The sequence below is a fragment of the Belnapia sp. F-4-1 genome (assembly GCF_000802185.1).
Taxonomy (GTDB): domain Bacteria; phylum Pseudomonadota; class Alphaproteobacteria; order Acetobacterales; family Acetobacteraceae; genus Belnapia.
This window is the reverse complement of sequence record NZ_KN676113.1, coordinates 421,388-447,726: the sequence shown is the minus strand read 5'-3', so window position 1 is coordinate 447,726 and position 26,339 is coordinate 421,388. Positions and strand designations below refer to the sequence as shown.

The following is a 26,339-nucleotide window of genomic DNA, read 5'->3' as shown; positions in this document are numbered from 1 at the left end:
CTGCCACGGCGTCACGACCGGGTCCGGCCGGAAACGGAATGGCCGCACTCGTCCCGCCCTGGGCACACTCACAGGATCTCGCCCAGCCGGCAGCGCCCGGTACGGGTCGTCCGTCCGCCAGGCGGCGGGCCAGGCCAGCCTCCGCTCGCGCCACCGAGCGGAAGCCCAGCCTCAATCCTCCACCCGGCCCGCCACCGGCGCCATCGCCTCGAACACCCCGTCGCGCCGCACCAGCGCATGGAACAGCGCGGCGCCGAGATGCGCGAGGATCACCGCGAAGAAGGCATAGCCGAGCAGCCCATGCGCCTGCCGCAGCAGCGCATAGGTTTCGAGGCTCTGCGGCAGGATCGGCGGCAGCCGCATCCCCTCCCACAGCACCACCGGGTAGCCTTCGGCCGAGAGCATGGCCCAGCCCAGCAGCGGCATGGCGACCATCAGCCCATACAGCACGACGTGCGAGAGATGCGCCGCGAGCCGCATCGGCTCCGGCAGCTCGGCCGGCAGCGGCGGCGCGCCCCGCCGCAGCCTGAGCCCCAGCCGCAGCAGCGCCAGCAGCAGGATGGCGATGCCGAGCGGCTTGTGGATGGAGACGAGCGTCAGGTAGCGCGTCGATAGGGTCGAGACCATGCCGACGCCGATGAACAGCATCGCCAGGATGCAGGCTGCCATGAGCCAGTGGAGCAGCCGCTGCATCGGGCTGAAGCGGGCGGCGGTCATGGGCGGCCTCCGGGCGCGCTGTGGGGATAGGCGGCCGCCTCGGCGGCACGGCGCTGGTAGGACAGGGCGTAGGCGGAGGACCGCGCGGCGGGGAAGGGGTCCGCCGAGGTCCGCATCCCCGGCGGCAGCACCGTCGGGTCGTAGTTGATGTCGCGGCACGGCCCGTCCTGCTCCTCCTGCACCGCCTCCGCGGTCAGCGTGCCGACCTCGATGGTGCGGCGCCCCTCCGGCCAGGCCTTGCTCGGGTCGGCCACCGGGTCCTCCGGCCCGGCCTCCGTCACCGTCACCGTCCAGCGCACCGGCCCCGCGGCGATGCGCGCCTTGATCTCGCCGTCGAGGAAATCCGGCGGCTTTGCCGCGAGCTGCTCGTGCGGCACCGGCACCGGCCGGGCCTCCGGCCGCACCGACCAGCGCACCGCATGGTCGTGCCCCTCGGCATCGGTGAAGAGGAAGGCGTTGAGCGCGTTGTAGCGCTCCTCCGCATAGCTGCCGGTCCAGGGCGCGCTGCCCGCCCAGCGGCCGAAGGCGGCGATCTCGGGATGGGCCGCGGCGAAGGCCCCCATCGCCCCCGGCTCCTTGCTCTTCGCCGCCATCTGGAGGGCGTAGAAGGCCTCCACGTTGGAGACGGGGAAGACCGGCGCGGTGATCATGGCCGTCCGCCACTCCGACCCGTCCGGGCCGGCGATGCTGAGGCTCAGCCCGCGCACCCGCGCCTGCCCGTCCGGCTGCGCCAGCACGGCCGAGGCGAGGTTGAACCGGCCGATCACCGGGTAGCGGCCCGCCGCCAGCACCGGCGCGCGCGAGAGGGCGGCGCCCGCCCCGTTCGCCTCGAAGCTGCCGGTGAAGCAGAGGCCCTTGGTGTGGTTGCGCCGGTGGCCGGGCGCCGGCCCCCCCGGCGGGCTCAGCGCCGCCAGCACCCGCTCGCGCGACAGGCGCTCGGGCGAGAGCCAGCCGGCGGTGTAGGCGAAGGCCGCCGCGCCCCCGCCCAGCACGGCCGCGATGACGACGAAGGAACCCAGCGGGAAACGCGACGGGCGGGATGGCTGCGCCATGGACACCTCTCATGCATGATCCGGCGGGTTATTCGCCGGACCATTCCTGTCCGTTACCCCGCAATCCGCACCGGCCGCATGACATTGGATTCACGCTAGGGATTCACGCCGGGGCTTCACGCCGGGGCTTCACGCCGCCTCGAACCCCAGCGCCCTGAGCCTCGCCTTGCCTTCCTCGCTGGCAAGCACCCGGAGGAAGGCCCGAACCGCCGCCCGCCCCGCCCGCGCCTCGGGCAGGAAGAAGTCGTAATGCTCGTCCGCCAGCGGCGCGAAGCCCAGCCCGTAGGCCTCGGCGACGCTGCGGATGGCGACCCCCCAATCCGCCCGCCCCTGCGCCACCGCCGCCGCGACGGCGTTGTGCGATTTCGGCTGGTTGGCATAGCCCGCCGGCCTCGCTCCTCCGAGCAGCCCGTCGAGCAGAAGCCGCGTCCCCGACCCCGCATTCCGGTTGACCAGCAACAGCCCCGGCTCCGCCGCGCCCCGCTCGACGGCCGCCCGCCCATCCAGCCCCTCGAACCGTGCATCCCCCGGGCGGTGAACCACCCCCTGCACCCGCCGCCAGCCCGGCACCAGCCGGAGCCCCTCGGCAAGGAAGGGCTGGTTGTAGTCGCCGCTCGCCGCGTCCAGCAGATGCGCCGGCGCCAGGTCGCATTCCCCCCGCCGCGCCGCCGCCAGCCCGCCGAGGCTGCCCACCGCCAGGCTCCGCCCCCTGATCCCCTCCGCCGCAAGCAGGTCGAGGACCGCATCCAGCCCCGTGCAATGGCTGCCGATGATGGTGAGGTCCGGCAGCGGATGCGCCCCCCCGATCAGCCGCACCCGCTGCACCGTCCCCGCCGCCGCCGCCTGCTCCTCCGCCGGGATGGCGAAGAACCCGTCGGCCTGGGAGAAGGCGGTGACGCTGCCCGAGCCCTTGCCGAGCGGCCAGGCCAGCAGCCGCCCCTTGGGGTCCTCCCCCAGCGAAGCCATCACATACTCGACGCGCCCCGCCTCGCTCGGCATGCGGACGGCCAGCCTCGCCTCCACCGCCGCCTCGGCCCGGGGCGGCAGCCCCGCCATCGCCCGGATCACCGGCACCGCGAATTCCTGGAAGGTGAAGACCGCGCTGGTCGGGAAGCCCGGCAACACCACCACCGGCTTGCGCCCGACGGCGCCGAGGCAGAGCGGCTTGCCCGGCTTCAGCGCCACCCCGTGCACGAGGACGCCCGGCCCCGGCAGCCGCGCGAGGATGCGGTGCGACACGTCGCCCGCTCCCTTCGAGGTGCCGCCCGACATCACCACCATGTCGGCAAGGTCGAGTGCCCGCCGCAGCGCCGCCTCCAGCTCTGGCTCGTCGTCGCGGAAGATGCCGAGCGGCACCGCCTCGCCGCCATTCTCCGCCACCGCCGCCGAGAGGACCGCCGCATTGCTGTCGTAGATGCCGCCCGGCGGCAGCGCCTCGCCCGGCGCCACCAGCTCATCGCCCGTCGAGAGCACCGCCACCCGTGGCCGCCGCACCACCGGCACCCGTGCGAGCCCCGCCGCCGCCAGCATCCCGATCTCCCGGCTGGTGACCGCCGTGCCGGCCCGCAGCACCGTCTCGCCGCGGGCGATGTCGCTGCCCGCATAGGCCACCGCCTGCCCCGCCGCCACCGGCCGGCGGACGAGCACCACCGGGCCCTCCGGCCCGTCCTCCGCCTCGGTGCTCTCGACCATGACGACGGCATCCGCCCCGCGCGGGATGACGCCGCCGGTGGCGATCGCCGTCGCCGTGCCCGGCGCCACCTCGATCGCCGGCGCCACCCCGCAGGCCAGCAACTCGGCATTGAGCAGGAGCCGCCGCGGCGCCGCCTCGCTCGCCCCGAGCGTATCCGCCGCCCGGACCGCGAAGCCGTCCATCGAGGCCCGGTCGAAGGGCGGCGCATCGGCCGCCGCCGCCACCGGCCGCGCCGTCACCCGCCCAAGCGCCTGCGCCAGCGCCACCTCCTCCGCCGGCAGGGGCGCGAGGTCGAGCGCTGCCCGGAACCGGGCGGTCGCGTCCTCGGCCGTGATGACGTCGAGGAATTGCTCCTGCCGGGCGGCGCGGCGGATGCGGTCGAGAAGGGACATGGCGCGAGGTCTAGCAGGCGGCGAAAGGCAGGGGCAGTTGGCCAACCGGGCCACCGGTCACACCCCTTCCACCTCCACCTCGGCCCCTGCCTCATACCCCTCCCGCCCCGGCGGCACGACCAGCACCGCCACCGCCGCGCCGAGCGCCGTCACCGCCTCGCCCGCCGCCCCCAGCATCACCACCTCGGTGATGCCGACCGGCGAGGCCAGCTTCCGCGCCAGGGCCATCCGCCGCCGCGCCACCGGCCCGCGCCCCGCCAGCGCGCGGACCGCCGGCCGCCCGAGCAGCCACCATCCCGCCAGCGCTCCCGGCAGGTCCCCCGGCAGCAGCACCGCCGGCACCCCGCCGATGATCCCGACCCCGGCCCCATCTCCCGGCCGCGCCGCGATCCCCGGGAAGAGCACCCGCTCCGCCCGCAGCCCTGCCGCCAGCACCAGCTCGGCCCCCGTCTCGACCAGCTCGGCCCCTTCCGCCCGCACCATCCCGGCGAGCCAGTCCGCCCCGTGCAGCGCGACGCGCGGCACCCGCACCGCCACCTCCGCCACGCCCGCCGCCCCCAGCACCAGGTCGAGCGGCCCGAGCCGGTGCCCTGCCGCCCGCAGCACCGCCCCCGCCGCCGCATCCTCGCCGGCGGGGCGGACGCCCTCGCCCGGCGCTACCCCCTCCAGTACCAGATCACCATCGCGGGTGAAGGCCGGCAGCACCGCATCCGTCCCGGCCGGCAGCGGCTCGCCCGGCGCCACCCAGGCCAGTCCCGGCAGCAGCACCGGCGCATAGGGCCCCGCCCCCTCGGTCGCGGCGGACTCGACGGCCCAGCCCTCCCGCGCCGCCACCGCCATCGCCGGCACCGCAGCCGCCGCCCGCACCGGCTCCGCCAGCACATGCCCGATGGCGTGCCCGAGCGGCAGGCGCCGCGCCGCCACCGGCGCCGCCGGCAGCAGCGCCCGCGCTTCCGCCACCGGCGCCAGCCGCCACCCGCCGCTCACCCTGGCCCCGCATGGTCGAAGGCGATCGACTTCACCAGGGCGAAGACTGCCATCCCTGGCGCCAGGCCCAGCCGCCCGACGCTGTCGCGCGTCACCCGCGCCAGCAGCGCCGTCGGCCCGACCCGGAGCCGCAGCATCGCCTCGGCCTCCCCGGCGGTGACCACCGCCTCCAGCCGCGCTGGCAGGATGTTGTGCATGGAGATCCCCCGCGGCGCCTCGGTGGCGACGGCCACGTCCCGCGCCCGCAGCCGCAGCCGGAGCCGCGTCCCCACCGCCAGCCCCGGCCGCTGCGCCACCACCAGCTCGCCCCCCTCGAAGCCCAGCCGGGTCAGCCCCCGCGCGGCATCCTGCGCCAGCACGGTGCAGCCGATCACCGCCCCCGCATCCCGCCGCCGGGCCAGCGCTGGGAGGTCCGCCCGCGCCGCCAGCGCCTCCACCGTCCCGGCGGCGAGCACGCGCCCCGCCTCCAGCAGCACCAGCCGGTCGGCCAGCGCATCCACCTCGTCCAGCGCATGGGTGACGTAGAGGATCGGCAGCCCCGCCGCGTCGCGCAGCCGGGCGAGGAAGGGCAGCACCTCCGCCCGCCGCCCGGCATCGAGCGCCGCCAGCGGCTCGTCCATCAGCAGCAGCCGCGGCCGGGCGAGCAGCGCCCGCCCCAGCGCCACCCGCTGCCGCTCCCCGCCCGAGAGCCCCAGCGGCCTTCGCCCCAGCAGCCCGCCGAGCCCCAGCAACTCCACCACCTCGCCGAAGCCCGGCCCTTCGGCATCCGTCGTGGCCCCGCGCGGCGCCCGCCGCAGCCCGTAGCGCAGGTTGGACGCGACGCTCAGATGCGGAAACAGCCGCGCATCCTGGAACACCACCCCGCAGCGCCTCCGCTCCGGAGCGACGGAAACCCCGCGCGCCGTATCCAGCAGCACCTCGCCCCCGGCGACGACCCGCCCCGCCTCCGGCCTGAGCAGCCCGGCGACCGCCGCCAGGATGGTCGACTTCCCGCAGCCCGACGGCCCGAACAGCGCCGTCACCCCCGCCCCCGGCGAGCCGAACTCCGCCTCCAGGGCGAAGCCGGGAAAGCGGTGCCGCACCGCTACCTCCAGCATCACGCCCGCCCCAGCCAGCGCCCGAGCCGCCGCCCCAGCAACTCCGCCAGCAGCAGCCCCGTTAGCGCCAGGGCGAAGGAGACCAGCGCCAGCCGCCCCGCCGCCGCCTCGCCCCCCGGGCTCTGCGTCGCGCTGTAGATCGCCAGCGGCAGGGTCTGCGTTTCGCCGGGGATGTTGGAGGCGAAGGTGATGACCGCTCCGAATTCCCCGAGCCCGGCCGCGAAGGCCGTCACCGCGCCCGCCAGGATCCCCGGCGACATCAGCGGCAGGGTGACGGTGAGGAACCGGTCGAGCCACCCCGCCCCCAGCGTCCGCGCCGCCTCCTCCAGCCCCGGGTCCAGCCCCTCCAGCCCCAGCCTTACGCTGCGCACGATCAGCGGGAAGGACATCACGGCGGTGGCCAGCGCCGCCCCCTCGGTGGTGAAGACCAGCCTGACCCCGAACCAGTCGTTGAGCGGCCCGCCGACCGGCCCCCGCACCCCGAACAGCATCAGCAGCCCCCAGCCGACCACCACCGGCGGCACCACCAGCGGCAGGTGGACCACCGCATCCAGCAGCATCCGCCCGGGGAAGCGCCCGCGCGCCAGCGCCCAGGCCACCAGCACCGCCGGCAGCAGCGAGACCAGCACCGAGCGCCCCGCCACGGCGAGGCTCAGCCGCACCGCGTCCCATTCCTCCGCCGACAGCATCCGTGCCTATGCCCCCGAAATCGCCGTCAATTCCGCATCCGTATCCCCCCGCCTGGCCGTAGCGCCAATGGAGTTCGGCATTACATGGAATCCAGCATGACCCAGCCGGCCAGCCTTGCCTTAGTTCGCCCCTCGCTTCCGGGCCTCGCCCTGCTCCGCCACGCTTTCCACCGCGCTGCCGACCATGTCGGCTGGCTCGACCGGCTGCGCATCGCCCGCCGCCTCCGCCGGATGATGCGCGCTTCCCTCGGCTATGAGCCCGACCTCCGCAACCCGCGCAGCTTCAACGAGCGCATCGCCTGGAAAATCCTGCACGACCGCAACCCGCTGATCCCGCTGACGCTCGACAAGGCCGCCGTCCGCCCCTGGGTCGCGGAGCGCATCGGCTGGCGCTACCTCGTGCCCGCGCTCGGCCTCTGGGACCAGCCGGGCGAGATCTGCTGGGAGAAGCTGCCGCGCCGCTTCGTGCTCAAGGCCAATCACGGCTCCGGCTACAACGCCTTCGTCACGGACCGCGACGCGGCCAACCGCGCCGCCATCCTCGCCACCGCCGCCGGCTGGCTTGCCGAGAATTACGGCCGCCGCACCGGCGAGTGGGGCTACCACCCGATCCGCCCGCGCCTCATCGCCGAGGAATACCTGCCCGGCGGCGGCGCCGGCGCCGTGCCGGAGGACTACAAGGTCTATGTCTTCAACGGCCGGCCGCGCCTGCTGCAGGTCCATCTCGGCCGCTACACCGAGCAGCGGCGCGAGGTGTTCTACGACCCGGTGACCCTCGCCCCGCTCGCCTTCGGCCGCCACCGCCAGGCCGACTGCCCGGACTATCCGGGCCCCCCGCCCGAAGCCATCCTGCTGCACGACCTCGCCGCCCGGCTCGGCGCCGGATTCGATGCCGTCCGCGTCGACTTCTACCTGATCGGCGGCGAACCCCGCTTCGGCGAGATGACCCATTACTCGGGCGGCGCCACCGTCCCCCTCGGCTCCACGGCGGAGGATTTCGCCCTCGGCGCAATGTGGGCGGAGGCCCAGCGGAAAAGCCCCGCCGCGCCGGGCTGACAAGCGCCGCCGGCGCGTCCACCCTGCACGGCAAGGAGGACCCGCCGCCATGAATCTCGCCCCGCTCGACACCCTCAGCCTTGAGACGCCTGCACCCCATGTGCTGGTGGTGCGCCTCAACCGCCCCGAAGTTTCGAACGCGCTGAACACCCAGATGGGCCTCGACCTCCACACGGTCTGGACCGGCCTCTTCCAGGACCCGGGCGACATCCGCTGCGTCGTCTTCGCCGCGGCCGGCGAGCGCGCCTTCTGCGGCGGCGGCGACCTGAAGGAGCGCAACGGCATGACCGACGAGGCCTGGCGCCGGCAGCACGAGATCTTCGAGCGCGCCTTCTGGGCCCAGATCGACTGCCCCATCCCCATTATCGCCGCGGTCAGCGGCCACGCCTATGCGGGGGGGCTGGAGATGGTCCTCGCCTCCGACTTCGCCTATGGCGCCGACCACGCCCGCTTCGCCCTCACCGAGGTGACGATCGGCATCATGCCCGGCGCCGGCGGCACCCAGACCCTGCCGCGGGTCGTCGGCGAGCGCCGCGCCAAGGAGATCATCCTGGCCGGCAAGCCCTTCACCGCGCAGCAGGCCGCCGACTGGGGCATCCTCAACCGCGTCTGCCCGCGCGAGGCTCTCTGGCCTGCCGTCATGGAGACGGCGACCGCCATCGCCAGCAACGCCCCGCTCTCCGTCCGGCAGGCGAAGAAGTCCATCCATTTCGGCCTGCAGATGGACATCCGCACCGCGCTGCGCTTCGAGATCGAGGCCTACAACCACCTGGTCGGCACCGAGGACCGCATCGAGGGCATCCGCTCCTTCAACGAGAAGCGCAAGCCCGTCTTCAAGGGGCGCTGATCACTCCTCACGACACCACTGCGCGGCGCCGCGGGGCCCCCGGACAGGCTCCCGCTCCGGACGGCGGAAGGCGCTGCATGTCTGAAAGGCCGCCAGGAATGACCGAGAAGCACCCCGCCACCGCCGCCCGCGGCATGGTCGTCACCAACCACCCTCTCGCCTCGGCGGCAGGGGCGGAGATGCTGGCCGCCGGCGGCAACGCCATCGATGCCGGCGTCGCCGCCCTCTTCGCGCTGACGGTGGTGGAGCCGATGATGGTCGGCCTGCTCGGCGGCGGGATGATGCATCTCCGCCTGCCGGACGGAAGCCACACCGTGCTCGACGGCCTCTCGGCGGTCCCCGCCGCCGGCCGTCCGGACATGTACCGCCCGCTCGCCCAGGACTGGCCTGCCGCGCTCGAGACCGAGGGCCGCGCCAACACGCTCGGCCCCCTCGCCATTGCGACGCCCGGCAACCTCCTCGCCTGGGCCGAGGCGCTGCGCCGCCACGGCCGCCTCTCCCTCGCCGAGGTGATGCAGCCCGCCATCCGCCTCGCCGAGCGGGGCTTCCAGGTCACCCCCTACCTCGCCGAATGCATCCGGGAGGTCGCCCCCGACCTCGCCCTCGACCCGGCGATCAGCGCCGTCTTCCTCCCCGGCGGCCAGCCGCTCGCCGCCGGCACCCGCCTCGTCCAGGCCGAAGCCGCCGCCTCCCTCCGCCAGGTTGCGGAGGACGGCCCCGCCGCCCTCCACGGCGGCCTCCTCGGCGCCGCCATCGCCGCCCATATCCGGCGCCTCGGCGGCATCCTCGCCGAGGAGGACCTCCGCGCCGCCCGCCTCGTCGAGCGCCTCCCCGTCCGTGGCAGCTATCGCGGCCTGGAGATCGTCGGCCCGCCGCCCCCATCCTCCGGCGGCGTCCATGTCGTCCAGATGCTGAACATCCTCGAAGGCTTCGACCTCCGCGCCTCCGGCTTCGGCACGCCCGAAACCTGCCACCTCCTCGCCGAGGCACTGAAGATCGCCTTCGCCGACCGCGCCGCCGCGACGGCCGACCCGGACTTCGTCGCCGTCCCGGTCGATCGCCTGCTCTCCAAGGACTACGCCGCCGAGCGCCGCGCCCTAATCGACCCGCAGCGCGCCCGCGCCTGGACCGCCGGCGTTGCGGCGGGCGAGAGCCCCAACACCACCCACCTGACCGTGGCCGATGCCGAGGGCCACATCCTCTGCGCCACCCACACCATCAACAGCCTCTTCGGCGCGCGGCTGATGGTCCCGGGAACGGGCCTCATCCCCAACAACTACATGGCCCTCTTCGACCCCCGCCCTGGCCATGCCCTCTCCATCGCGCCCGGCAAGCGCATCACCACGAGCCAGGCCCCGCTGATCGCGCTCCGCGACGGCAAGCCGATGGTCGCCCTCGGCCTCCCCGGCGGCCTCCGCATCTTCGGCAGCGCCATGCAGGCCCTGATCGCCCTCGTCGACCATGGCATGAGCCTGCAGGAAGCTGTCGAGGCCCCCCGCCTCTGGACCCAGGGCCAGGCGCTGGAGGTCGAGCCCGCCATCCCCGAGCCGACCCGCGCCGCCCTTGCGGCGATGGGCCATGAGGTGCTGCCGCTCCCCCATGTCGGCGGCGGCATGGCCGCGATCCGCTTCCACCCGGACGGCATGCTGGAAGGCGCCGCCTGCTGGCGCGCCGACGGCACCGCGATCGGCCTCGGCGGCGGCCTCGCCCGCGCCGGCGCGCGCTTCTGGCCGGAGGGGCCAAGGCGATAGGGGAGGGGACGGGACCTTCCCATCCAAAGGCGAAAGGCTCCCGAAGCTCGGGTTGCGGTGCGGGCGGAACCGGACGCGGACGGTACGCCTCGTCCGCGAGAGCTTCGGACGGCACCCCGTCGCCGAGGCCGGTTCCTCCCGCCTGTCCCGAAGCCGCAACGCGTCCCACAGGCGGTATCCACCTGCCTTCGCTCCCGGACCTGACCTCGCCGGCACGGACCCGGCCCGTCCCGGCGCCCGGCCGGGCCACGACACCATGGAACGCTGCCAACCCCGGACCGACCATTCCGGCCTTGCATCGCAACGGATTTCGTTCTATATATGTTCCGAATGCCCCGGGAACTCACCCCATGCCCCGCCGCAAGCCGCGCCGCCCCGACCCCATCCCCGCTGGTCTCTTCCCTGCCGACTTCCTCGCGCGGCACGACATCCTCCGCCGCATCTACCTCGACCCGCTCACCTGCCTGACGCCGCCCCGACCCTGGGCGCCCATGACCGACCGCGAATGGGCCGAAATGGAACCGCTCATGGCCGCCATGGGCTGCGGCGGACTGCACGAGCGCGGCCGGCCGCTCGACGGCACCCCGCGCGCCCGGCTCGACGCCATCTTCCGCTGGGCCACCACCAAGCACCAGGGCGGCCGCGCGCCCTGGCGCCTGCTGCCGCCTGGGCACGGCAAGCCGGACACCGTCTCGCGCTCCTACCGCCGCTGGGCCCGCGCCGGCCTGTGGCCCCGCCTGCTCGTGGCGCTGGCCATGCACCCGCGACGCCTCGCAACCCTGGCGCACCGCATCTGCTGCGCCTTCCGCCGCGCCATCCGCCTTTGCGGCAATCTCCACGCCATCGTCCTCGCCCGCCGCCTGCGGCTCCACTCGGCGCTGCCCGCGCCGTCGCAGTTCCTCCCCGACCCGGATTTGTCCGAAACCTACCAACCCGTCTTCACCCGCTTCGCCCAGTCCATGCTGGAGCGCCCCTGGCACCCGCCCAGGCAGCTCTGGCGCACGCTGCACTCGATGCACCGCTTCGTCGCAGGCCGCGCCCGCATCCCACGATGGATGGAGCCGGCATGACTGGCCCCGTTGATTTGCGCGCGGCGCCGTGGCGGCCTGCCCGACCGCGCAACTATCCTCGGCGCCATCGTGAATGACGCCTTCGACCTTGCCCGCGTCGAGGCCGGCCTCCTCGACCTGGCGCCCGAGCCCATCGCCCTGCCGGAGACCCTCCGCGCCACCCTCGCCCTGGTCGCCGCCGCCGCGGCGGCGAAGCGGCAGGACCTCCGCTTCGAGGCCGAGACGCCGCTCCCGGCCATCGTCGTCGCGGACCCGCTGCGGCTGCGGCAGGTCGTCACGAACCTGCTCGGCAACGCGACCAGGCTCACCTCGCCCGGCGGCCGCATCACCTTCTCCGCGGGCTGGGCGGCGGGCGAGCTTCGCCTCGCCGTCACCGGCCCCGGCCTGCCCGCAGGGGCGCTGGCCAGCCTCCGCGGCGACGTCGTGCAGGGCGCGGCGTGGAATGCTGCCGGCGAGGGCTCCGGCCTCGGCCTCGCCACCTGCGCCGCCCTGGCCGGGGCGATGGGCGGCATGCTCCGCCACGACCCCGGCCCGGAGGGGGCGGGCGCCCGCTTCACCCTCACCCTGCCCGCGCCCGAGCTGCCGAGCGAGCCGGCCCGCCCGCTTCGCCTGCTCGTCGTCGACGATGTGCTGGTCAACCGCAAGGTCGCCCGCGCCCTGCTCGAACCCGCCGGCCACCGCGTCGAGGATGCCGCCGACGGCCAGGCCGCCCTCGACGCGCTGCAATCCGGCCCGCTGCCCGACGCGGTGCTGATGGACGTGCAGATGCAGCCGCTCGACGGCATGGAAACCACGCGGCGGCTTCGCGCCCTCGGCGGCGCGGCCGCCCGCCTCCCGGTCATTGCCCTGACCGGCAGCGTCGACCCCGCGGAGCAGGCCGCCTGCCGCGCCGCCGGGATGGACGGCCACCTCTCCAAGCCGATCGAGCGCACTGCCCTGCTCGCCGAACTCGCCCGGGTGACGGCGGCACGAAGCCTGGACGGACCAGGGGGCGCCGATCGGAGGTCTCCCTGATGCCCGGCCCCTTCAGCCGGCCGGGCCTAGGCGCACCAGCAGTTCCGCGACAATCTCCTCGAATTCCAGGGGGAGAGACAGCGCCATGCCGCCACGGATCGTCATGATGGACAGCGCCCTGAGCGCGGCCGAGATCGCCAGGGAGCTGGCACCCTCGGGCATGGAGCTGGTGGTCGCGCCCTTCGGCAGCGAGGCCTTCAAGGCGGCGATCCCGGAGGCGGAGTATCTGGTGGGCTTCGGCAACCGGGCGATCGATGCCGGCTTCTACGCCGCGGCGCCGCGGCTGAAGCTCTTCCAGCTGCTCTCGGCCGGGTATGACACGGTCGACATTGAGGCGGCGCGGGCGGCGGGCATCCCTGTCTGCAACAATGGCGGCGCCAACTCCACCGCCGTCGCCGAGCATGCGCTGCTGCTGATGCTCGCCACCTGCCGGCGCCTCGTCAGCCAGCACGAGAACGTCGTCGCCGGCCGCTGGCGCGGCAATGACCCGAGCCAGGTGAAGCTCTACGAGCTGCGCGACAAGACCCTCGGCATCGTGGGGCTCGGCGCCATCGGCAGGAAGGTGGCGCGGCTGGCCAATGCCTTCGGCATGACCGTCCACTACTACGACATCCGCCGCGTCTCCGAGGCGGAGGAGGATGCGCTCGACATCCGCTTCAAGCTGTTCGGCGAGATCCTGCGGGGCAGCGACATCGTCTCGCTGCACGTGCCGCTGACGCCGGCCAGCCGGCACATGATCGGCGCGGCCGAGCTCGCGCGGATGAAGCCTTCGGCCTATCTCATCAACACCTGCCGCGGCCCGGTGGTGGACGAGGTGGCGCTGACGGCGGCGCTGGAGGCCGGCACCATCGCCGGCGCCGGGCTCGACGTTTTCGACCAGGAGCCGCCGGCGGCGGACAACCCGCTCTTCCGCCTGAAGAACGTGACCCTCACGCCGCATTTCGCGGGCCCGACCTGGGACAACCAGCAGGCCCGCTTCCGCAACGCCTTCGACAACTGCCAGCGCGTGGCGCGCGGGGATGCCCCCCTCTGGGTCATCCCCGAACTGGCTGTTGGCTGAGCCGGCGATTCACGTCCTGGGTGCCCGCACCCAGGACGATCGCAGGCGGCTAGCCTTCGTAGGCGACGGTCCGCTGCGTCTGCTCGCCGAGGCCCTCGATGCCGAGCGTCATGCTCTGCCCGGCCTTGAGGAAGATCGGCGAGGGCTTCTGGCCAAGGCCGACGCCCGGCGGCGTGCCGGTGAAGATCACGTCGCCCGGATGCAGGGTGATCATGCCCGAGACGTAGGAAACGATGGTCTTCACGCCGAAGATCATGGTGCGCGTGCTGCCGTCCTGCATGCGCTTGCCGTCGACATCGAGGAACATCGACAGGTTCTGCGGGTCCGGTACCTCGTCCTTGGTGACGAGCCAGGGGCCAACCGGGCCGAAGGTGTCGCAACCCTTGCCCTTGTCCCAGGCGCCGCCGCGCTCGATCTGCCACTCGCGCTCGGAGACGTCGTTGCCCACCGCATAGCCGGCGACGTGGTCGAGGGCCTGCTCCTCGCTCACGCACTTGGCGCGGGAGCCGATGACGATACAGAGCTCGACCTCCCAGTCGGTCTTCACGCTGCCGCGGGGGATGATGACGTCGTCATTCGGGCCGCTGAGGGCGCCGAGCGACTTGAGGAAGACGATCGGCTCCTTCGGCACCGGCGCGCCGGTCTCGGCGGCGTGGTCGGCATAGTTGAGGCCGATGCAGATGAGGTTCTTCATCCCCGCGACCGGTGGGCCGAGGCGCGGGTTGCCGGGCACGGCGGGCAGCGTCGATGGGTCGATGCCGGCGAGCTTCGACAGGCTCGCGGCGGAGAGCGCCTCGCCGGCCAGGTCGGGGATGACGCCCGAAAGGTCGCGGATGGTGCCCGAGGCGTCGAGCATCCCCGGTTTCTCCTGGCCCTCGGGGCCGTAGCGCAGCAGCTTCATGGATGTCTCCTTGCGACCCTTCGCGCCGGCGCAAAGGGTTGGTGTGGCGGCTTTGCGCCGGCGCGCAAATTACAACGTCCAGCCGCCATCGATGACGATGGCCTGACCGGTGACGAAGGTGCTTTCCGGAGCGGAGAGATAGACGACGAGCGCGGCCATCTCCTCCGCCGTCGCCAGCCGGCCCATGGCCTGGCGGGAAACGAAGGCGGCGCGGGCCGCCTCCTCGCTGCCGGCCGCGGCGGCATTGGCGGAGATGCGCTCGCCGAGGCTCGGCGTGTCGACCGTGCCGGGGCAGAGGCAGTTGCAGCGGATGCCGCGCGTCACGTACTCGGTGGCGACGGATTTCGTCAGGCCGATCACCGCGGCCTTGGTGGTGCCATAAAGGAAGCGGTTCGGCGCGCCCTTCACCGAGGAGCAGGCGGAGGACATGTTGACGATCACGCCGCCGCCGCGGCCGAGCATCCCCGGCAGCGCGGCGCGGATCGTCTGCCACATGGAGCGGACGTTCAGCGCAAAGCCGAAATCCCACTCGTCGTCGGTGCAGGTCTCAATGGTGTTCTGGTGGACGAAGCCGGCGCAGTTGAACAGGACGTCGAGCGGGCCGGCCCCCTGGATGGCGGCGGCGACGGCGGCATCGTCGAGCACGTCGAGCACCATGGTCTTGATGCCCGCGGCCTCAAGGCCGGCGAGTTTCCCGGCATTCAGATCGGTGGCGACGACGCTGGCGCCTTCCGCCGCATAGGCGAGGGCAGAGGCCCGGCCGATGCCCTGGCCTGCCGCCGTCACGAAGCACCGCTTGCCCGCCAGCCTGCCCGCCATGACCCGTTCCCCCCGTTCTGGGGGTCATGATCACGGCCGGGCGGCTGGCGTCAACCCGGGGGGGCGGGTCAGCGGGTCTGGTTGCTGGCGATGGCGAGGCGCCGGGCCGGCGGGTTGCGGGGATAGGTGACCGCCACGGAGGGTGCGGCATCGGGCACTCGGGCTGCCTCGGCGGTCATGGCCTGGTAGACGGAGACGCGGGCATTCTGCGCCAGCGTCCGGGCCGCGGTGCTCTCCTCGGGGGCTTGCTGCGCCAGGGCGGGCGCAGCCAGGCCGAGCAGCAGCGCGGCGGCAAGCGGCATCATGGGGTTGCGCATGGAAGTCTCTCCTCGGTGGGCGGCGCGATGGCCGCCCGTTGCGGAGAGAGATAGGGCTGTTGCGCCGCAGCGCAAATGGCAAAGGGTGGATGGGCCATATCCACGAAATGGATATGGCCGCACCCGTCAGTGGTTGTGGCGGCTCTCGCCGCGCGTGTTCAGCACGTCGAGGTAGAGGGTCGCTGGCTCCAGGCAGCCGCCGGTGCCGAGCTGGCCGACCATGCTGCGCTGGATCTCCTCCCAGGGGGTCTTGTTGACCAGCTTGGGCGGCTGCCAGGCGGCGCGGCGGGCGGCCAGCTCCTCCTCGGGGATCAGCAGGTCGACCTTGCGGGTGTTGAGGTCGATGCGGATCGGGTCGCCCGACTTCATCAGGGCGAGGCCGCCGCCGACCGCCGCCTCGGGCGAGACGTTGAGGATGGAGGGGCTGGCCGAGGTGCCGCTCTGCCGCCCGTCGCCCATGGTCGGCAGGCTGTCGATGCCGGCCTTCAGCAGGGCGGCGGGGGGCTGCATGTTCACCACCTCGGCGCTGCCCGGGTAGCCGACCGGGCCGCAATTGCGGATGACGAGGACGGTGTGCTCGTCGATGCCGAGCGACGGGTCCTCGATCCGGTCGTGATAGTCCTCCGGCCCCTCGAAGACGACGACCTTGCCGGTAAAGACGTCCGGCGGGTTCGACAGGAAGCGATTCCGGAAGGCCTTGTCGATCACGCTGATCTTCATGACCGCGCTGTCGAAGATGTTGCCGGAGAGGATGGCGAAGCCGGCCTTCTCCTTCAGCGGAACGCTGTAGTGGCGGATCACCTCGCGGTCCGGCTCCTCCAGCGTCTCGAGGTTGGAGGCGAGGCTGCGGCCGGTGACGGTCATCACGCCGCCATGCACCTTGCCGGCGTTCAGCAGCTCCTTCATCACCGCCGGCACGCCGCCGGCGCGGTGGAAGGCCTCGCCCAGGAAGCGCCCGGCCGGCTGGCAGTCGACCAGCAGCGGGATGTCGTGGCCGATGCGGTCCCAGTCCTCGATCTTCAGCTCGACGCCCATGTGGCGGGCGATGGCGAGGATATGCGGCGGGCAGTTGGTGGAGGCGCCGAGGGCGGAGGCGGCGACGATCGAGTTCTCGAAGGCCTCGCGCGTCATGATGTCGGAGGGGCGCAGGTTCTCGTGCACCATCTCCACGATGCGCTTGCCCGTCGCGTGGGCGATCTGCCCGCGCTCGCGGTAGGGGCCGGGGATGGCGGCGCAGCCGGGCAGCGACATGCCCAGCGCCTCGGCCAGCGAGTTCATCGACAGCGCCGTGCCCATGGTGTTGCAATGGCCGACGCTGGTGGAGCTGCTGGCGACCAGCTCCATGAAGCCGTCATAGTCGATCTTGCCCTCGGCCAGCAGCTTGCGGCCTTCCCAGACGATGGTGCCGCTGCCGGTCAGCCGGCCCTTCCAGTGACCGTCGAGCATCGGCCCGCCGGAGAGGACGATGGCGGGGATGTTGACGGTCGCCGCGCCCATCAGCACGGCGGGGGTCGTCTTGTCGCAGCCTGCCGTCAGCACCACGCCGTCCATCGGGTAGCCGTGCAGGATCTCGACGAGCGAGAGATAGGCGAGGTTGCGGTCGAGCGCCGCGGTCGGGCGCTTGCCGGTCTCCTGGATCGGGTGGATCGGGAATTCGAGCGGGATGCCGCCGGCGTCGCGGATGCCGGCCTTCACCCGCTCGGCGAGCGCCAGGTGGTGGCGGTTGCAGGGGGCGATGTCGCTGCCGGTCTGGGCGATGCCGATGATCGGCTTGCCGGATTGCAGCTCGCCGCGCGTCATGCCGAAATTGAGGAAGCGCTCGACGTAGAGCGCGGTCATGCCCGGGTCTTCCGGGTCATCGAACCAGCGCTGGCTGCGCAGCTTGAAGGACTTCTTGGTCTGGTCGGAACTGGCCATGGCGATTACTCCCGCTGCCGTGAACGTCGTGCCACGGACCTTCCCTGTCAACGATGCGTGCCGTTACGGAAAGACGAGGTCGCCCTGGGCGCAGGTGTTGACCCGGCGGCGCTCCTTCGCCTCGCCCCCGTCGAGGATGATGCGGATGTCGTTCACGCATTGGCCGGGCGGCAGGGCGACGAGGTGGCTGGCGCCGCTGCCGAGCGTCCTGCTGCCGAGCCGGTCCTCGCCCCAGGCATTCACCGCGGCCGAGGCAACGTAGATCTCGTTGATGGCGCGGGCACCGCGGTTGGTGATGCGGACCGAGGCCTCCTTCGCCGCCGCCGGCAAGGCCAGAAGGCAGGCGAGGAGGGCGAAGGGCAGGCGCATGGCGGCTCCGTCAGGCGATGGCTTCTTCGAGGAAGACCTGCACCGCCTGGAAGAGCGCCCCACGGTTGCGCTCCATGACGATGCTATGGGTCCCTTCGGCGAGTTGGACCAAGCGCTTGCCGGGACTCGCGGTCAGCAGCGGGAAAAGGGTGTTGGCCAGCGCCGGCGGCGTGTCGCGGTCCCACTCGGCGACCACCAGAAGGGTCGGGACCGTGATCTTCGCCGGGTCGTAGAAGGGCTTGCCGGCCTGCCAGAATTCGCGGTTGTCGAGCAGTATGCCGTTTGGGGCGCGCAGCGCGGGCGGGTTGCGGCGCTGGCCCTCGGGGTCGGTGGCGAAGGTGACGCCGGCCCAGTGCTCGAACCAGCCGGGCGGGATGAGGGCGGCGCGCTTGGCCTCCGGCACGCCGGTCATCCAGCGCTCGCGGGCCTGGGCCTGCGTGACATAGCGATAGGCGCCGAGTTCGCCGGAGGTGCCGGCGGCGGCGAGGCTCGGCCCGTCGCGCAGCCATTGCGGGGCGTAGAGGACCAGGCGCTCGACCAGCGACGGGTTGTCGGCGGTAAAGCGGGCCATCAGGCTGGTGCCCCAGGACCAACCCATATGGACGATCTTCGGCAGGCTCCGGCGCTGGCGGATGAAGGCGGCGGCGGCGGCGATGTCGGCGACGGCCGTCTCGCCGCGGACGAGGGGCTGGCCGGCCTCGGGCGGCTGCGCCATCTCCGGGGGTCGGGTGCTGCGGCCATAGCCGCGGAGATCCAGGCACCAGACATCGAAGCCGCGGCCGGCGATGTAGTCCATCCAGGAGAGGCCGCCGAGCGGCAGGTCGAAGGCGGTGCTGGCCGGGTAGGTGGCGCCATGGACGAAGAGCAGGGTGCGGTCCGGGCGCGGCTGCAGCCCCTCCTGGTGCTTGTTGCGGAGGAAGAGCTCGATCCCCGCATCCTTGGAGGGAACCATGAACTCCTCGGTCTGCACCGCTGGGGTGCCTTGGGCCCCGGCGGCGGCGGGCAGCAGCGAGGCGGCGGCGAGGGCAGGGGGGGCGGCGAGCATCGCGCGGCGGTGCATTGGGTCTTCCTCGCTGGATGGGTCTTTGATGCCAGCCTAGCGCGGAAGCCGCCCTATTCCACTACCCCCGGCGGATCGTCATGTGCCAAGCGGGTCGGGAGCGACTACATCCCCCAGCATGATAGGGATGGAAACACGCGGCCTTGGCTGGTGGGGCGAGGCGCGCGCGACAATTGGGCTGGCCTGGCCGCTGGCGCTCACCAATCTCAGCCAGCATGCGATGGCGGCGACCCATGCGCTCATCCTCGGCTGGTTCTCGACCGAGGCGTTGGCGTCGGGGACCCTGGGCGCCAACCTCTACTGGCTGATGATGGCGCCGGCGCTCGGCGCCGGCTTCGCCGCGGCGCCGGTGATGGCGCAGGCGCGCGGCATGGGGCAGCGGCGCGGCGGGGCCGCGCGCGGCTGGGTGCGGGAGATGCGGCGCGGGGCGCGGAGCGCGCTGGTGGCGACGGTCATCCTGCTCGTCCCCTCGCTGCTGCTGCTCTGGCATGGCGAGGCGGTGCTGCTGGCACTCGGGCAGGAGCCACCGCTGGCGGCGGGCGCCGGAGCCTATCTGCGGGCGATGATGTGGGGCTTGATTCCCTTCTGCGGCTTCATCGTGCTGCGCGGCTTCCTCGCCGCAATGGACCGGCCGGGGCCGGCGCTCTGGGTGACGGGGGCGGCGGTCATCGCCAATGCGCCGCTGGCCTGGCTGCTGGTCTTCGGCGCCTATGGGTGGCCGGGGCTCGGGGTGGTCGGGGCCGGGCTCGCCAGCGCGCTTGCCGACCTGCTGATGCTGGGAGCGCTGCTCGTGCTGATCGCGCGGGACCGGCGGCTCAGGCGCTTCCGGCTGCTCGGGCGGTTCTGGCGGATCGACTGGCCGCGGCTGCGGGAGGTCTTCCGCATCGGCCTGCCGATCAGTGGGCAGATGCTGATGGAGATCGGCGTGTTCAGCGCGGCGGCGCTGGCGATGGGCTGGTTCGGCGCCGTTGCCGTCGCGGCGCATGCCATTGCGCTGCAGGTCTCGGCGCTCAGCTTCATGGTGCCGATGGGGATCGGCCAGGCGGCGACGGCGCGAGTCGGCATCATGGCCGGGCGGGGGGATGCGGCCGGGGCCTGGAGGGCCGGCTGGGTGGCGATCGGGCTCGGGGCCGGCTTCATGCTGGCGATGGCGGCGCTGCTGCTGCTCGGGGCACGGCCGATCGCCTGGGCCTTCCTCGATGCGGCGGAGCCGCAGGCGGCGGCGGTGGCCGGCATGGCGGCGGTGCTGCTGACCATTGCGGGTCTGTTCCAGCTGACCGACGGCGTGCAGGTGGTGGCCGCGGGGGCTCTGCGGGGGCTGAAGGACACGCAGGTGCCGATGCTGATGGCGGCGCTGGGCTATTGGGGGGTGGGGATGCCGGTCGGGCTCGGCCTCGCGGTCTGGGCGGGGGTGGGGCCGGCGGGGATCTGGCTGGGGCTGGCGGCCGGCGTCGGGCTGGTCGCCGTGCTGCTGCTGCTGCGCTGGCGGCGGCTGTCCGTGGCGTCGCGCGAAGGAGAAGCCTTCGCCGGCGCATGAGGCGGGCCCCTTCGGAGGGCCCGGTCCATGCGCGGCTGCCCCGCCCTTCTCGTGCTTGGCCTGTCCAATGGCTGCCAGTGGACCCTGCTCGGAGGTCGGAGCAGGGATCTGCCTCAGGCGACCTCGAAGATCGCCTCGATCTCGACGCTGATGCCGAAGGGCAGGGACCCCATCCCGACGGCCGAGCGTGCGTGTCGCCCACGATCGCCGAAGACCTCCACGAACAGGTCCGAGCAGCCGTTGATGACCTTCGGGTGGTCGGTGAACTCCGGCACCGCGTTCACCATCCCGAGCACCTTCACCACCCGGGTCACGGCGTCGAGGCTGCCCACTGCCCCGCGCAGCGCCGACAGCAGCACCAGGCCGGTGAGGCGCGCATGCTGGTACGCCTCCTCCACCGATACATCCTTCCCGACCTTGCCGGTGGCGAAGGTGCCGTCGGGCCTGATCGGGCCCGTGCCGGCGAGGTAGACCAGGTTTCCGGTCCGCACGGCCGGGACGTAATTGGCGACCGGGGCGCCCGACCTGGGCAGCTCTATTCCGCGCTCCCGAAGCCGCTGTTCGGCGGACCCCGCCGCAGGGGCCTGGGCGAGAGCGCGGCCCGGCGCCAGGGCGGCGGCCGATGCCGCCATCCCGAAGGCGAGAACCGATCGGCGATCGAGCCTTTGCATGGCACCTTCACCTCCGCCTGGTCCGCCCTTGGGCCCTGGGCGGTACCGCCAGGATGCATGCAATGCCCGGAGCGGTTCAAGCAGGATGGGGCCTGCTGGCCTATTCGCTCTCGGGCGGGATGACGTTGGTGCGGCGGCCCTCGACGAGGACGTCGCGCATCGTCTCGATGCTCTTGATGCGGATGTCCCGCCAGGCCTCCGGCGTGTGGAAGGCGATGTGCGGGGTGATGACGAGGCGGCCGCGCAGCCACTCCTCCCCGTCGCGGTAGGCGCGGAGCAGGGAGGGGATGGGTTCGGCTGGCGGCTCCTCCGGGATGACGTCGAGGCCGGCGCCGGCGAGGTGGCCGTCGCGCAGGACCCGCTCCAGCGCGTCGATGTCGATAATGGGGCCGCGGGCGGTGTTCACCACGACCGCGTTCTTCGGCAGCAGGCGCAGCTCCCGCTCGCCGATCAGGCCGCGCGTGGCGCGGGTCAGCGGGCAGTGGATGGAGAGCACGTCGGACTGGGCGAGCAGCTCGTCCATGCTGCGGACGCGCTGGATGCCGAGCGCGCGGTCCCAGCCGTTGGGCTGGTTCGGGTCGTAGAAGACGACGCGGTAGCCGAAGGCCTTCGCCCTGAGCGCCGCCGCCGAGCCGATGCGGCCGAGGCCGAGGATGCCGAAGGTCTGCACCTCCTGCCGGCGGTGCAGCGGGGACTGCATCACCGCCCAGGGCGCAGGCGACGGGCCGCGTTGGGTGTCGTGGTAGAGGATGAGGCCGCGGCGGAGCGAGAGCGCCAGGAGGACGGCGAATTCGGCGACCTCCTGCGTGCCGTAGTCCGGCAGGTTGCAGACGGTGATGCCGCGGGCGGCGGCGGCGGCGCGGTCCACCCGGTCATAGCCGACGCCCATGCGGACGATGACCTTCAGCTTCGGGAAGCGGGCGATCTGCTCGGCCGGGACCCACATGCGGAGCGTCATCAGCCCGTCCACCTCGGCGAGCATCTCATCGGGCAGCTCGGCGATGCTGGTCTTGGCATTGCCGCGGATGATGCGGACCCCGGGGCCGAGGATCTCCTGTTCGGGGATGGTATCCGGGTACAGCCCCTCGGGCTCGAGCACCGTCAGCACCACGCGTGTTTCCTCCTGGATGGCAAGGCGCCGGAGGATGCGGTTGCCGGGGCGCGGGCGCAACCGCATGCTCGGCGGGGACGGACCAAGGGGCGGGCGGATGGCGGAGCGGCATTACCTCATCACCGGGGCGGCGAGCGGCATCGGCGCGGCCTGCTGCCGGGCGCTGGCGGCTCCGGGGGCGGCCATCGCCATCCATACGCGGAAGAACCGCGAAGGGGCGGAGCGCGTGGCGGAGGCGGTGCGGGCGCAGGGGGCGGAGGCGCATGTGCTGCTGGCCGACCTCGCCGGGGCCGGGGCGCCCGAGGCGCTGGTGGAGGAGGCCGCAGGGCGGATGGGCGGGCTCGACGTGGTCGTCTCCAATGCCGGCTTCGCCGACCGGACGCCGGCCGGGGCGCTGACGGATGCGGCCTTCGCCACAAGCCATGACGCCATCGCCTTCGCCTTCCTGCGGCTGGCGCGGGCGGCGGGGCCGCATCTGGCGCGGGGGAATGCACCCAGGATGATCGCCGTCTCCTCCTTCGTCGCGCATGTCTTCCGGCTGGAGCAGCCGCTTTTCCCGGCCTCCGCCGCGGCCAAGGCGGCGCTCGAGGCGCTGGTGCGGGCGCTGGCCATCGAATGGGCGCCGGGGGTGACGGTGAATGCGGTGGCGCCGGGCTTCACGCGGAAGGATTCCGGGGCGCATGCGGCGCTCGACCCCAAGGCCTTCGAGGAGCGCATCGCCCGCATCCCGCTGCGGCGGCTGGGGGAGCCGGCGGATGTGGCGGCGGCGATCGCCTTCCTTGCCTCGCCGGCGGCCGGCTACATCACCGGGCAGGTGATCCATGTGGATGGCGGGATCACGGCCTGACCCGCATGCATGGTTGCTGCGGCGCAAGAAAGCCTTGCGCCGGCGGGATGGTTCGATAGCTTCGGAGCGACCCGAGGAGAGAATCCCGCCCATGCTTCGCCGCAGCCTGCTCGCCGCCTCCGCCGTTGGCCTCGTCGCGCCTGCGCTCGCCCGGGCGCAATCCTTTCCCAAGATCACCATCGGCATGTCCGGCTGGACCGGCTTCGCGCCGCTGACGCTGGCCGAGCAGGCGGGGCTGTTCAAGGCGAACGGGCTCGATGTGGAAACCAAGTTCGTCCCGCAGCGGGAGCGCAACCTGGCCCTCGTCTCCGGCGCTCTGAACTGCGTGGTGACGACGGTCGACACCATGATCCTCTGGGCGAGCGCGGCGCCGCTGGTGCAGGTGCTGGTGCTCGACCGCTCGAAGGGCGGCGACGGCGTGGCAGTGCGGCAGAATATCGGCGGCTGGGCGGGGCTGAAGGGCAAGACGGTCGCGGTCGATGGCGCGGGGACGACGCCCTATTTCGTCCTGGCTTACATGATGCGGGAGAACGGCGTCTCCATCAAAGACGTCACCACGGCGACCTTGGCGCCGCAGCCGGCGGCGCAGGCCTTCGTCGCCGGGCAGTTCGACGCCTGCTCGACCTATGAGCCCTACCTCTCCCAGGTCCGGGCCATGGGCGAGGACAAGGGCCGCATCCTGTCGACGACGGTGCAGCATCCCTGCGTGGTCGATACTCTGGCTTTCCAGCCCGCCTTCATCCAGGCGAACCCCGAGGCGGTGCGGCGGGTGGTGAAGAGCTGGTACGACGCGTTGGCGATGATCAAGTCGGAGCCCGACCGCAGCTTCGAGATCATGGGCCGCCGGGTGAATCAGACCGGCGAGGCCTTCCGGGCCAGCGCGCAGTATATCGAGTGGCAGGATGGGGCGATGAACCGGGCCTATGTCGCCGCCGGCCTGCCGGAGTTCCAGCAGAAGGCGCTCGAGGTGCAAAAGGAAACAGGTGTCGTCCGCGGCAATGTCGACCTGGCGAAGCTGCTCGATACGCAATTCCTCGGGTGATGGAACCGCTGAAGCCGGTCTCGCCCGCCACCCGGGTCGTGCTGGGGGCGGGCTTCTTCGCCGTCTTCATCGCGGCCTGGGGCGTGGCGACCTACGGCGGCTGGGTGCCGCCGCTCTTCCTCGCCTCGCCCGGCAGGACGCTGCTGGCCGGCTGGTCGCTGCTGACGGAATTCGGCTTCCTCGGCGACATCGCGGTGACGATCTGGCGGGTGGTGGGGGGCTTCCTCATCGCCGCCGCCGTCGCCGTGCCGCTCGGCCTGCTGATGGGCGCCTTCAAGCCGGTCGAGGCCTTCTTCGAGCCCTTCCTGTCCTTCGCGCGCTACCTGCCGGCCTCCGCCTTCATCCCCCTGCTGATCCTCTGGGCGGGGGTGGGGGAGGCGCAGAAGCTTTCCGTCATCGTCATCGGCAGCGTCTTCCAGCTCGTCATCATGGTGGCCGGGGTGGCGGGGGCGACGCGGCCGGACCTTGTCGAGGCGGCGCGGACGCTGGGCTCGGGGCGGCTGGCGATCCTCCGGCGCGTCGTCATCCCGGCGGCGGCGCCGCAGATCGCGGAAACGCTGCGGCTCGTGCTCGGCTGGGCCTGGACCTATGTGATCGTCGCCGAGCTGATCGGCGCGACCAGCGGCATCGGCCACATGATCATGGACAGCCAGCGGCTGCTGGATACCGGGCAGATGATCTTCGGCATCGCCGTCATCGGCATCATCGGGCTGGTGACGGACCTGCTGTTCAAGGCGGCGAACCGGCGGCTGTTTCCCTGGGCAGCGTTGTAGTAGGAGCCGCCATGCCCGAATCCATGCTGCGCTGTTCGCTCTGTGGCGGCACAGACTTCATCCGAAGGCCGATCCTCTGGCCCGAACTCGTCGCCGCCTGGGGACTTACGGCCGAGGAAGCCGGCTACATCGACGAGCAGCAAGGATGTGCCTGTACCGCTTGCGGTGCCAACCTGCGGACCATTGCGCTCGGCAATGCCCTGCGCCAGGCGGTCGGCGCTGCGACGGTCCTCCGGTCCTTCCTGGCGACTCCTTCCGCGCAGCGCCTGCGTGTCCTCGACGTCAACGGCGCGGCTGGTCTCTCGGAGGTGCTGTCCGTGCTGCCGCATTACCGCCGCGCCGACTATCCTGAGGTCGATCTGCACGATCTCCCCTTCGCCGATGGCAGCTTCGACCTGGTGGTCCATTCCGACACGATCGAGCATGTCGCGGTACCAGTCCGCGCGCTCGAGGAATGCCGCCGCGTGCTGGCGCCTGGCGGCCGGCTCTGCTTCACCGTGCCCATCATCGTTGGGCGGATGACCCGCAACCGCTCCGGCCTGCCGAAAAGCTGGCACGGCAACCCCGAGGTCACCGGCGACGACTTCCTCGTGCAGACCGAATACGGGGCGGATGCCTGGACCCATGTCCTCCGCGCCGGCTTCACCGATGTCACGCTGACCCAGCTGCATTATCCCGCAGCCCTGGCGATGACCGCCTGGGTAGCTCCCGATCCCCTTCCGGCATGAGCCGTCAGACGCTCCGTATCGCGGGGGTGACGCGAACCTTCCCTGGCCAGGGCCGCAGCGCGCCTACGCTCGCCCTGCAGCCGACCGAGCTGTCCGTCGCGCCGGGCGAGTTCGTCGCCATCCTCGGCCCCTCGGGCTGCGGGAAGTCGACGCTGCTCAGGATCGTCGCGGGGCTCGACCGGCCAACGGGCGGGCAGGTGCTGCTCGATGGCAGGCCGGTCACGGCGCCGGGGCCGGACCGGGGGATGGTCTTCCAGTCCTACACCCTCTTCCCCTGGCTGACGGTCGAGGGGAACATCCGCTATGGCCTCCGCGAGCGTGGCCTGCCGGAGGCGCAGCAGCGGGAGGTCGCGGCGCGCTTCATCGCCCGCACCGGCCTCCGCGGCTTCGAGAACCACTGGCCGCGGCAGCTCTCGGGCGGGATGCAGCAGCGGACGGCCCTGGCGCGGGCGCTCGCCAACGACCCGGAGATCCTGCTGCTCGACGAGCCCTTCGGCGCGCTCGACCACCAGACGCGGGAGCTGATGCAGGAGCTGCTGCTGGAAATCTGGGAGGCCGACCGGAAGACGGTGCTCTTCGTCACCCATGACATCGACGAGGCGATCTTCCTCGCCAACCGCGTGCTGGTGATGTCGGCCCGGCCTGGGCGGGTGAAGGCGGAGGTGCCGGTGCCGCTGGCCTATCCGCGCGACTGGACGATGAAGACGACGCCTGAGTTCGGCGCGCTCAAGGCGCGGCTGATGGGCGAAATCCGCGAGGAGGTGCGGAAGGCGATCGCGGCGGCAGGCTAGGGCGACTCGACCGTCGCGCCGGATTGGCCGT

The 26,339-nt window shown here is 72.6% G+C and carries 26 protein-coding genes; 12 read left to right on the top strand and 14 right to left on the bottom strand.

Annotated elements, in window-relative coordinates:
• Nucleotides 1-171 precede the first annotated feature (171 nt).
• The 6 genes from LH62_RS02345 to modB all read right to left on the bottom strand — a co-directional run bounded on the left by LH62_RS02345 (nt 172) and on the right by modB (nt 6,627).
• The gene (locus LH62_RS02345) at nt 172-717 is read right to left on the bottom strand and encodes a cytochrome b (protein ID WP_043358988.1); all 546 of its coding nucleotides are present in this window, start codon (nt 715-717) and stop codon (nt 172-174) included.
• Nucleotides 714-1,769 carry a catalase family peroxidase gene (locus LH62_RS02340; protein WP_043358987.1) on the bottom strand — a complete coding sequence of 352 codons (1,056 nt, stop codon included), beginning with the start codon at nt 1,767-1,769 and terminating at the stop codon, nt 714-716. The genes LH62_RS02345 and LH62_RS02340 overlap by 4 nt, the downstream gene beginning before the upstream one ends.
• 129 nt (nt 1,770-1,898) lie before the next feature.
• Nucleotides 1,899-3,854, bottom strand: coding sequence for a molybdopterin biosynthesis protein (locus tag LH62_RS27980; RefSeq protein ID WP_052213623.1), 1,956 nt, complete (start codon nt 3,852-3,854; stop codon nt 1,899-1,901).
• 57 nt (nt 3,855-3,911) lie between these two features.
• Entirely contained in the window at nt 3,912-4,841 is a 930-nt protein-coding gene (locus tag LH62_RS02330) for a hypothetical protein (protein WP_043358985.1), read from the bottom strand.
• Nucleotides 4,838-5,938, bottom strand: coding sequence for a molybdenum ABC transporter ATP-binding protein (gene modC, locus LH62_RS02325; RefSeq protein ID WP_043358983.1), 1,101 nt, complete (start codon nt 5,936-5,938; stop codon nt 4,838-4,840). The genes LH62_RS02330 and modC overlap by 4 nt, the downstream gene beginning before the upstream one ends.
• Entirely contained in the window at nt 5,938-6,627 is a 690-nt protein-coding gene (gene modB, locus LH62_RS02320; protein WP_043358981.1) for a molybdate ABC transporter permease subunit, read from the bottom strand. The genes modC and modB overlap by 1 nt, the downstream gene beginning before the upstream one ends.
• A gap of 96 nt (nt 6,628-6,723) precedes the next feature.
• Here modB and LH62_RS02315 point away from each other — a divergent pair, with 96 nt between their 5' ends.
• The 6 genes from LH62_RS02315 to LH62_RS02290 all read left to right on the top strand — a co-directional run bounded on the left by LH62_RS02315 (nt 6,724) and on the right by LH62_RS02290 (nt 13,425).
• Nucleotides 6,724-7,683, top strand: a complete 960-nt coding sequence (locus tag LH62_RS02315) for an ATP-grasp fold amidoligase family protein (protein ID WP_160299764.1) — start codon at nt 6,724-6,726, stop codon at nt 7,681-7,683.
• Between the two features lie 49 nt (nt 7,684-7,732).
• Nucleotides 7,733-8,530, top strand: a complete 798-nt coding sequence (locus LH62_RS02310; protein ID WP_043358977.1) for an enoyl-CoA hydratase-related protein — start codon at nt 7,733-7,735, stop codon at nt 8,528-8,530.
• 98 nt (nt 8,531-8,628) lie between these two features.
• Complete coding sequence (gene ggt, locus LH62_RS02305) at nt 8,629-10,281, top strand: gamma-glutamyltransferase (RefSeq protein ID WP_236552454.1); 1,653 nt, start codon at nt 8,629-8,631, stop codon at nt 10,279-10,281.
• Between the two features lie 350 nt (nt 10,282-10,631).
• Nucleotides 10,632-11,351, top strand: a complete 720-nt coding sequence (locus LH62_RS02300) for a transposase (RefSeq protein ID WP_052213622.1) — start codon at nt 10,632-10,634, stop codon at nt 11,349-11,351.
• Nucleotides 11,352-11,420: 69 nt separating this feature from the next.
• Nucleotides 11,421-12,365: a response regulator gene (locus LH62_RS02295; RefSeq protein ID WP_144404353.1), complete on the top strand. Its 945-nt coding sequence runs from the start codon at nt 11,421-11,423 to the stop codon at nt 12,363-12,365.
• Nucleotides 12,366-12,450: 85 nt separating this feature from the next.
• Nucleotides 12,451-13,425, top strand: a complete 975-nt coding sequence (locus tag LH62_RS02290) for a 2-hydroxyacid dehydrogenase (protein ID WP_201445409.1) — start codon at nt 12,451-12,453, stop codon at nt 13,423-13,425.
• Nucleotides 13,426-13,474: 49 nt separating this feature from the next.
• Here LH62_RS02290 and LH62_RS02285 read toward each other — a convergent pair whose 3' ends face one another.
• The 6 genes from LH62_RS02285 to LH62_RS02260 form a co-directional block, all read right to left on the bottom strand.
• On the bottom strand, nt 13,475-14,326 hold the full coding sequence (locus LH62_RS02285; RefSeq protein WP_043358971.1) for a fumarylacetoacetate hydrolase family protein: 852 nt from the start codon (nt 14,324-14,326) through the stop codon (nt 13,475-13,477).
• A 69-nt stretch (nt 14,327-14,395) separates the two neighbouring features.
• Nucleotides 14,396-15,145 (bottom strand): SDR family oxidoreductase, encoded by a 750-nt coding sequence (locus LH62_RS02280; RefSeq protein ID WP_043358970.1) that lies wholly within the window; start codon nt 15,143-15,145, stop codon nt 14,396-14,398.
• A gap of 68 nt (nt 15,146-15,213) precedes the next feature.
• Nucleotides 15,214-15,462 carry a hypothetical protein gene (locus tag LH62_RS02275; protein ID WP_043358969.1) on the bottom strand — a complete coding sequence of 83 codons (249 nt, stop codon included), beginning with the start codon at nt 15,460-15,462 and terminating at the stop codon, nt 15,214-15,216.
• Between the two features lie 126 nt (nt 15,463-15,588).
• Entirely contained in the window at nt 15,589-17,379 is a 1,791-nt protein-coding gene (locus tag LH62_RS02270; RefSeq protein WP_043358967.1) for an IlvD/Edd family dehydratase, read from the bottom strand.
• Between the two features lie 63 nt (nt 17,380-17,442).
• Nucleotides 17,443-17,748, bottom strand: coding sequence for a hypothetical protein (locus LH62_RS27975; RefSeq protein WP_052213619.1), 306 nt, complete (start codon nt 17,746-17,748; stop codon nt 17,443-17,445).
• Between the two features lie 10 nt (nt 17,749-17,758).
• A complete protein-coding gene (locus LH62_RS02260) occupies nt 17,759-18,808 on the bottom strand; it encodes an alpha/beta hydrolase (RefSeq protein WP_043358966.1) in 1,050 nt (349 codons plus the stop codon).
• Nucleotides 18,809-18,935: 127 nt separating this feature from the next.
• On the opposite strand from LH62_RS02260, the gene LH62_RS02255 reads away from it, so the two are divergent.
• On the top strand, nt 18,936-20,345 hold the full coding sequence (locus LH62_RS02255; RefSeq protein WP_043358965.1) for an MATE family efflux transporter: 1,410 nt from the start codon (nt 18,936-18,938) through the stop codon (nt 20,343-20,345).
• Nucleotides 20,346-20,458: 113 nt separating this feature from the next.
• On the opposite strand, the gene LH62_RS02250 is transcribed toward LH62_RS02255, so the two are convergent.
• Together LH62_RS02250 and LH62_RS02245 are read right to left on the bottom strand one after the other, a co-directional pair.
• A complete protein-coding gene (locus tag LH62_RS02250; RefSeq protein ID WP_236552453.1) occupies nt 20,459-21,016 on the bottom strand; it encodes a RidA family protein in 558 nt (185 codons plus the stop codon).
• Nucleotides 21,017-21,116: 100 nt separating this feature from the next.
• A complete protein-coding gene (locus tag LH62_RS02245) occupies nt 21,117-22,187 on the bottom strand; it encodes a C-terminal binding protein (RefSeq protein ID WP_236552452.1) in 1,071 nt (356 codons plus the stop codon).
• Between LH62_RS02245 and LH62_RS02240 the strand changes: the two genes are divergently transcribed.
• The 5 genes from LH62_RS02240 (at nt 22,168) to LH62_RS02220 (ending at nt 26,308) form a co-directional block, all read left to right on the top strand.
• Entirely contained in the window at nt 22,168-22,974 is an 807-nt protein-coding gene (locus LH62_RS02240) for an SDR family NAD(P)-dependent oxidoreductase (RefSeq protein ID WP_236552451.1), read from the top strand. The two genes, LH62_RS02245 and LH62_RS02240, sit on opposite strands and share 20 nt — an antisense overlap.
• Nucleotides 22,975-23,065: 91 nt before the next feature.
• Nucleotides 23,066-24,016 (top strand): ABC transporter substrate-binding protein, encoded by a 951-nt coding sequence (locus LH62_RS02235; RefSeq protein ID WP_043358962.1) that lies wholly within the window; start codon nt 23,066-23,068, stop codon nt 24,014-24,016.
• Nucleotides 24,016-24,789 (top strand): ABC transporter permease, encoded by a 774-nt coding sequence (locus LH62_RS02230; protein WP_043358960.1) that lies wholly within the window; start codon nt 24,016-24,018, stop codon nt 24,787-24,789. The genes LH62_RS02235 and LH62_RS02230 overlap by 1 nt, the downstream gene beginning before the upstream one ends.
• Nucleotides 24,790-24,800: 11 nt before the next feature.
• On the top strand, nt 24,801-25,517 hold the full coding sequence (locus LH62_RS02225; RefSeq protein WP_082012309.1) for a class I SAM-dependent methyltransferase: 717 nt from the start codon (nt 24,801-24,803) through the stop codon (nt 25,515-25,517).
• Entirely contained in the window at nt 25,514-26,308 is a 795-nt protein-coding gene (locus LH62_RS02220; RefSeq protein WP_043358959.1) for an ABC transporter ATP-binding protein, read from the top strand. Before LH62_RS02225 ends, LH62_RS02220 begins: the two co-directional genes overlap by 4 nt.
• The last annotated feature ends 31 nt before the right edge of the window (nt 26,309-26,339 follow it).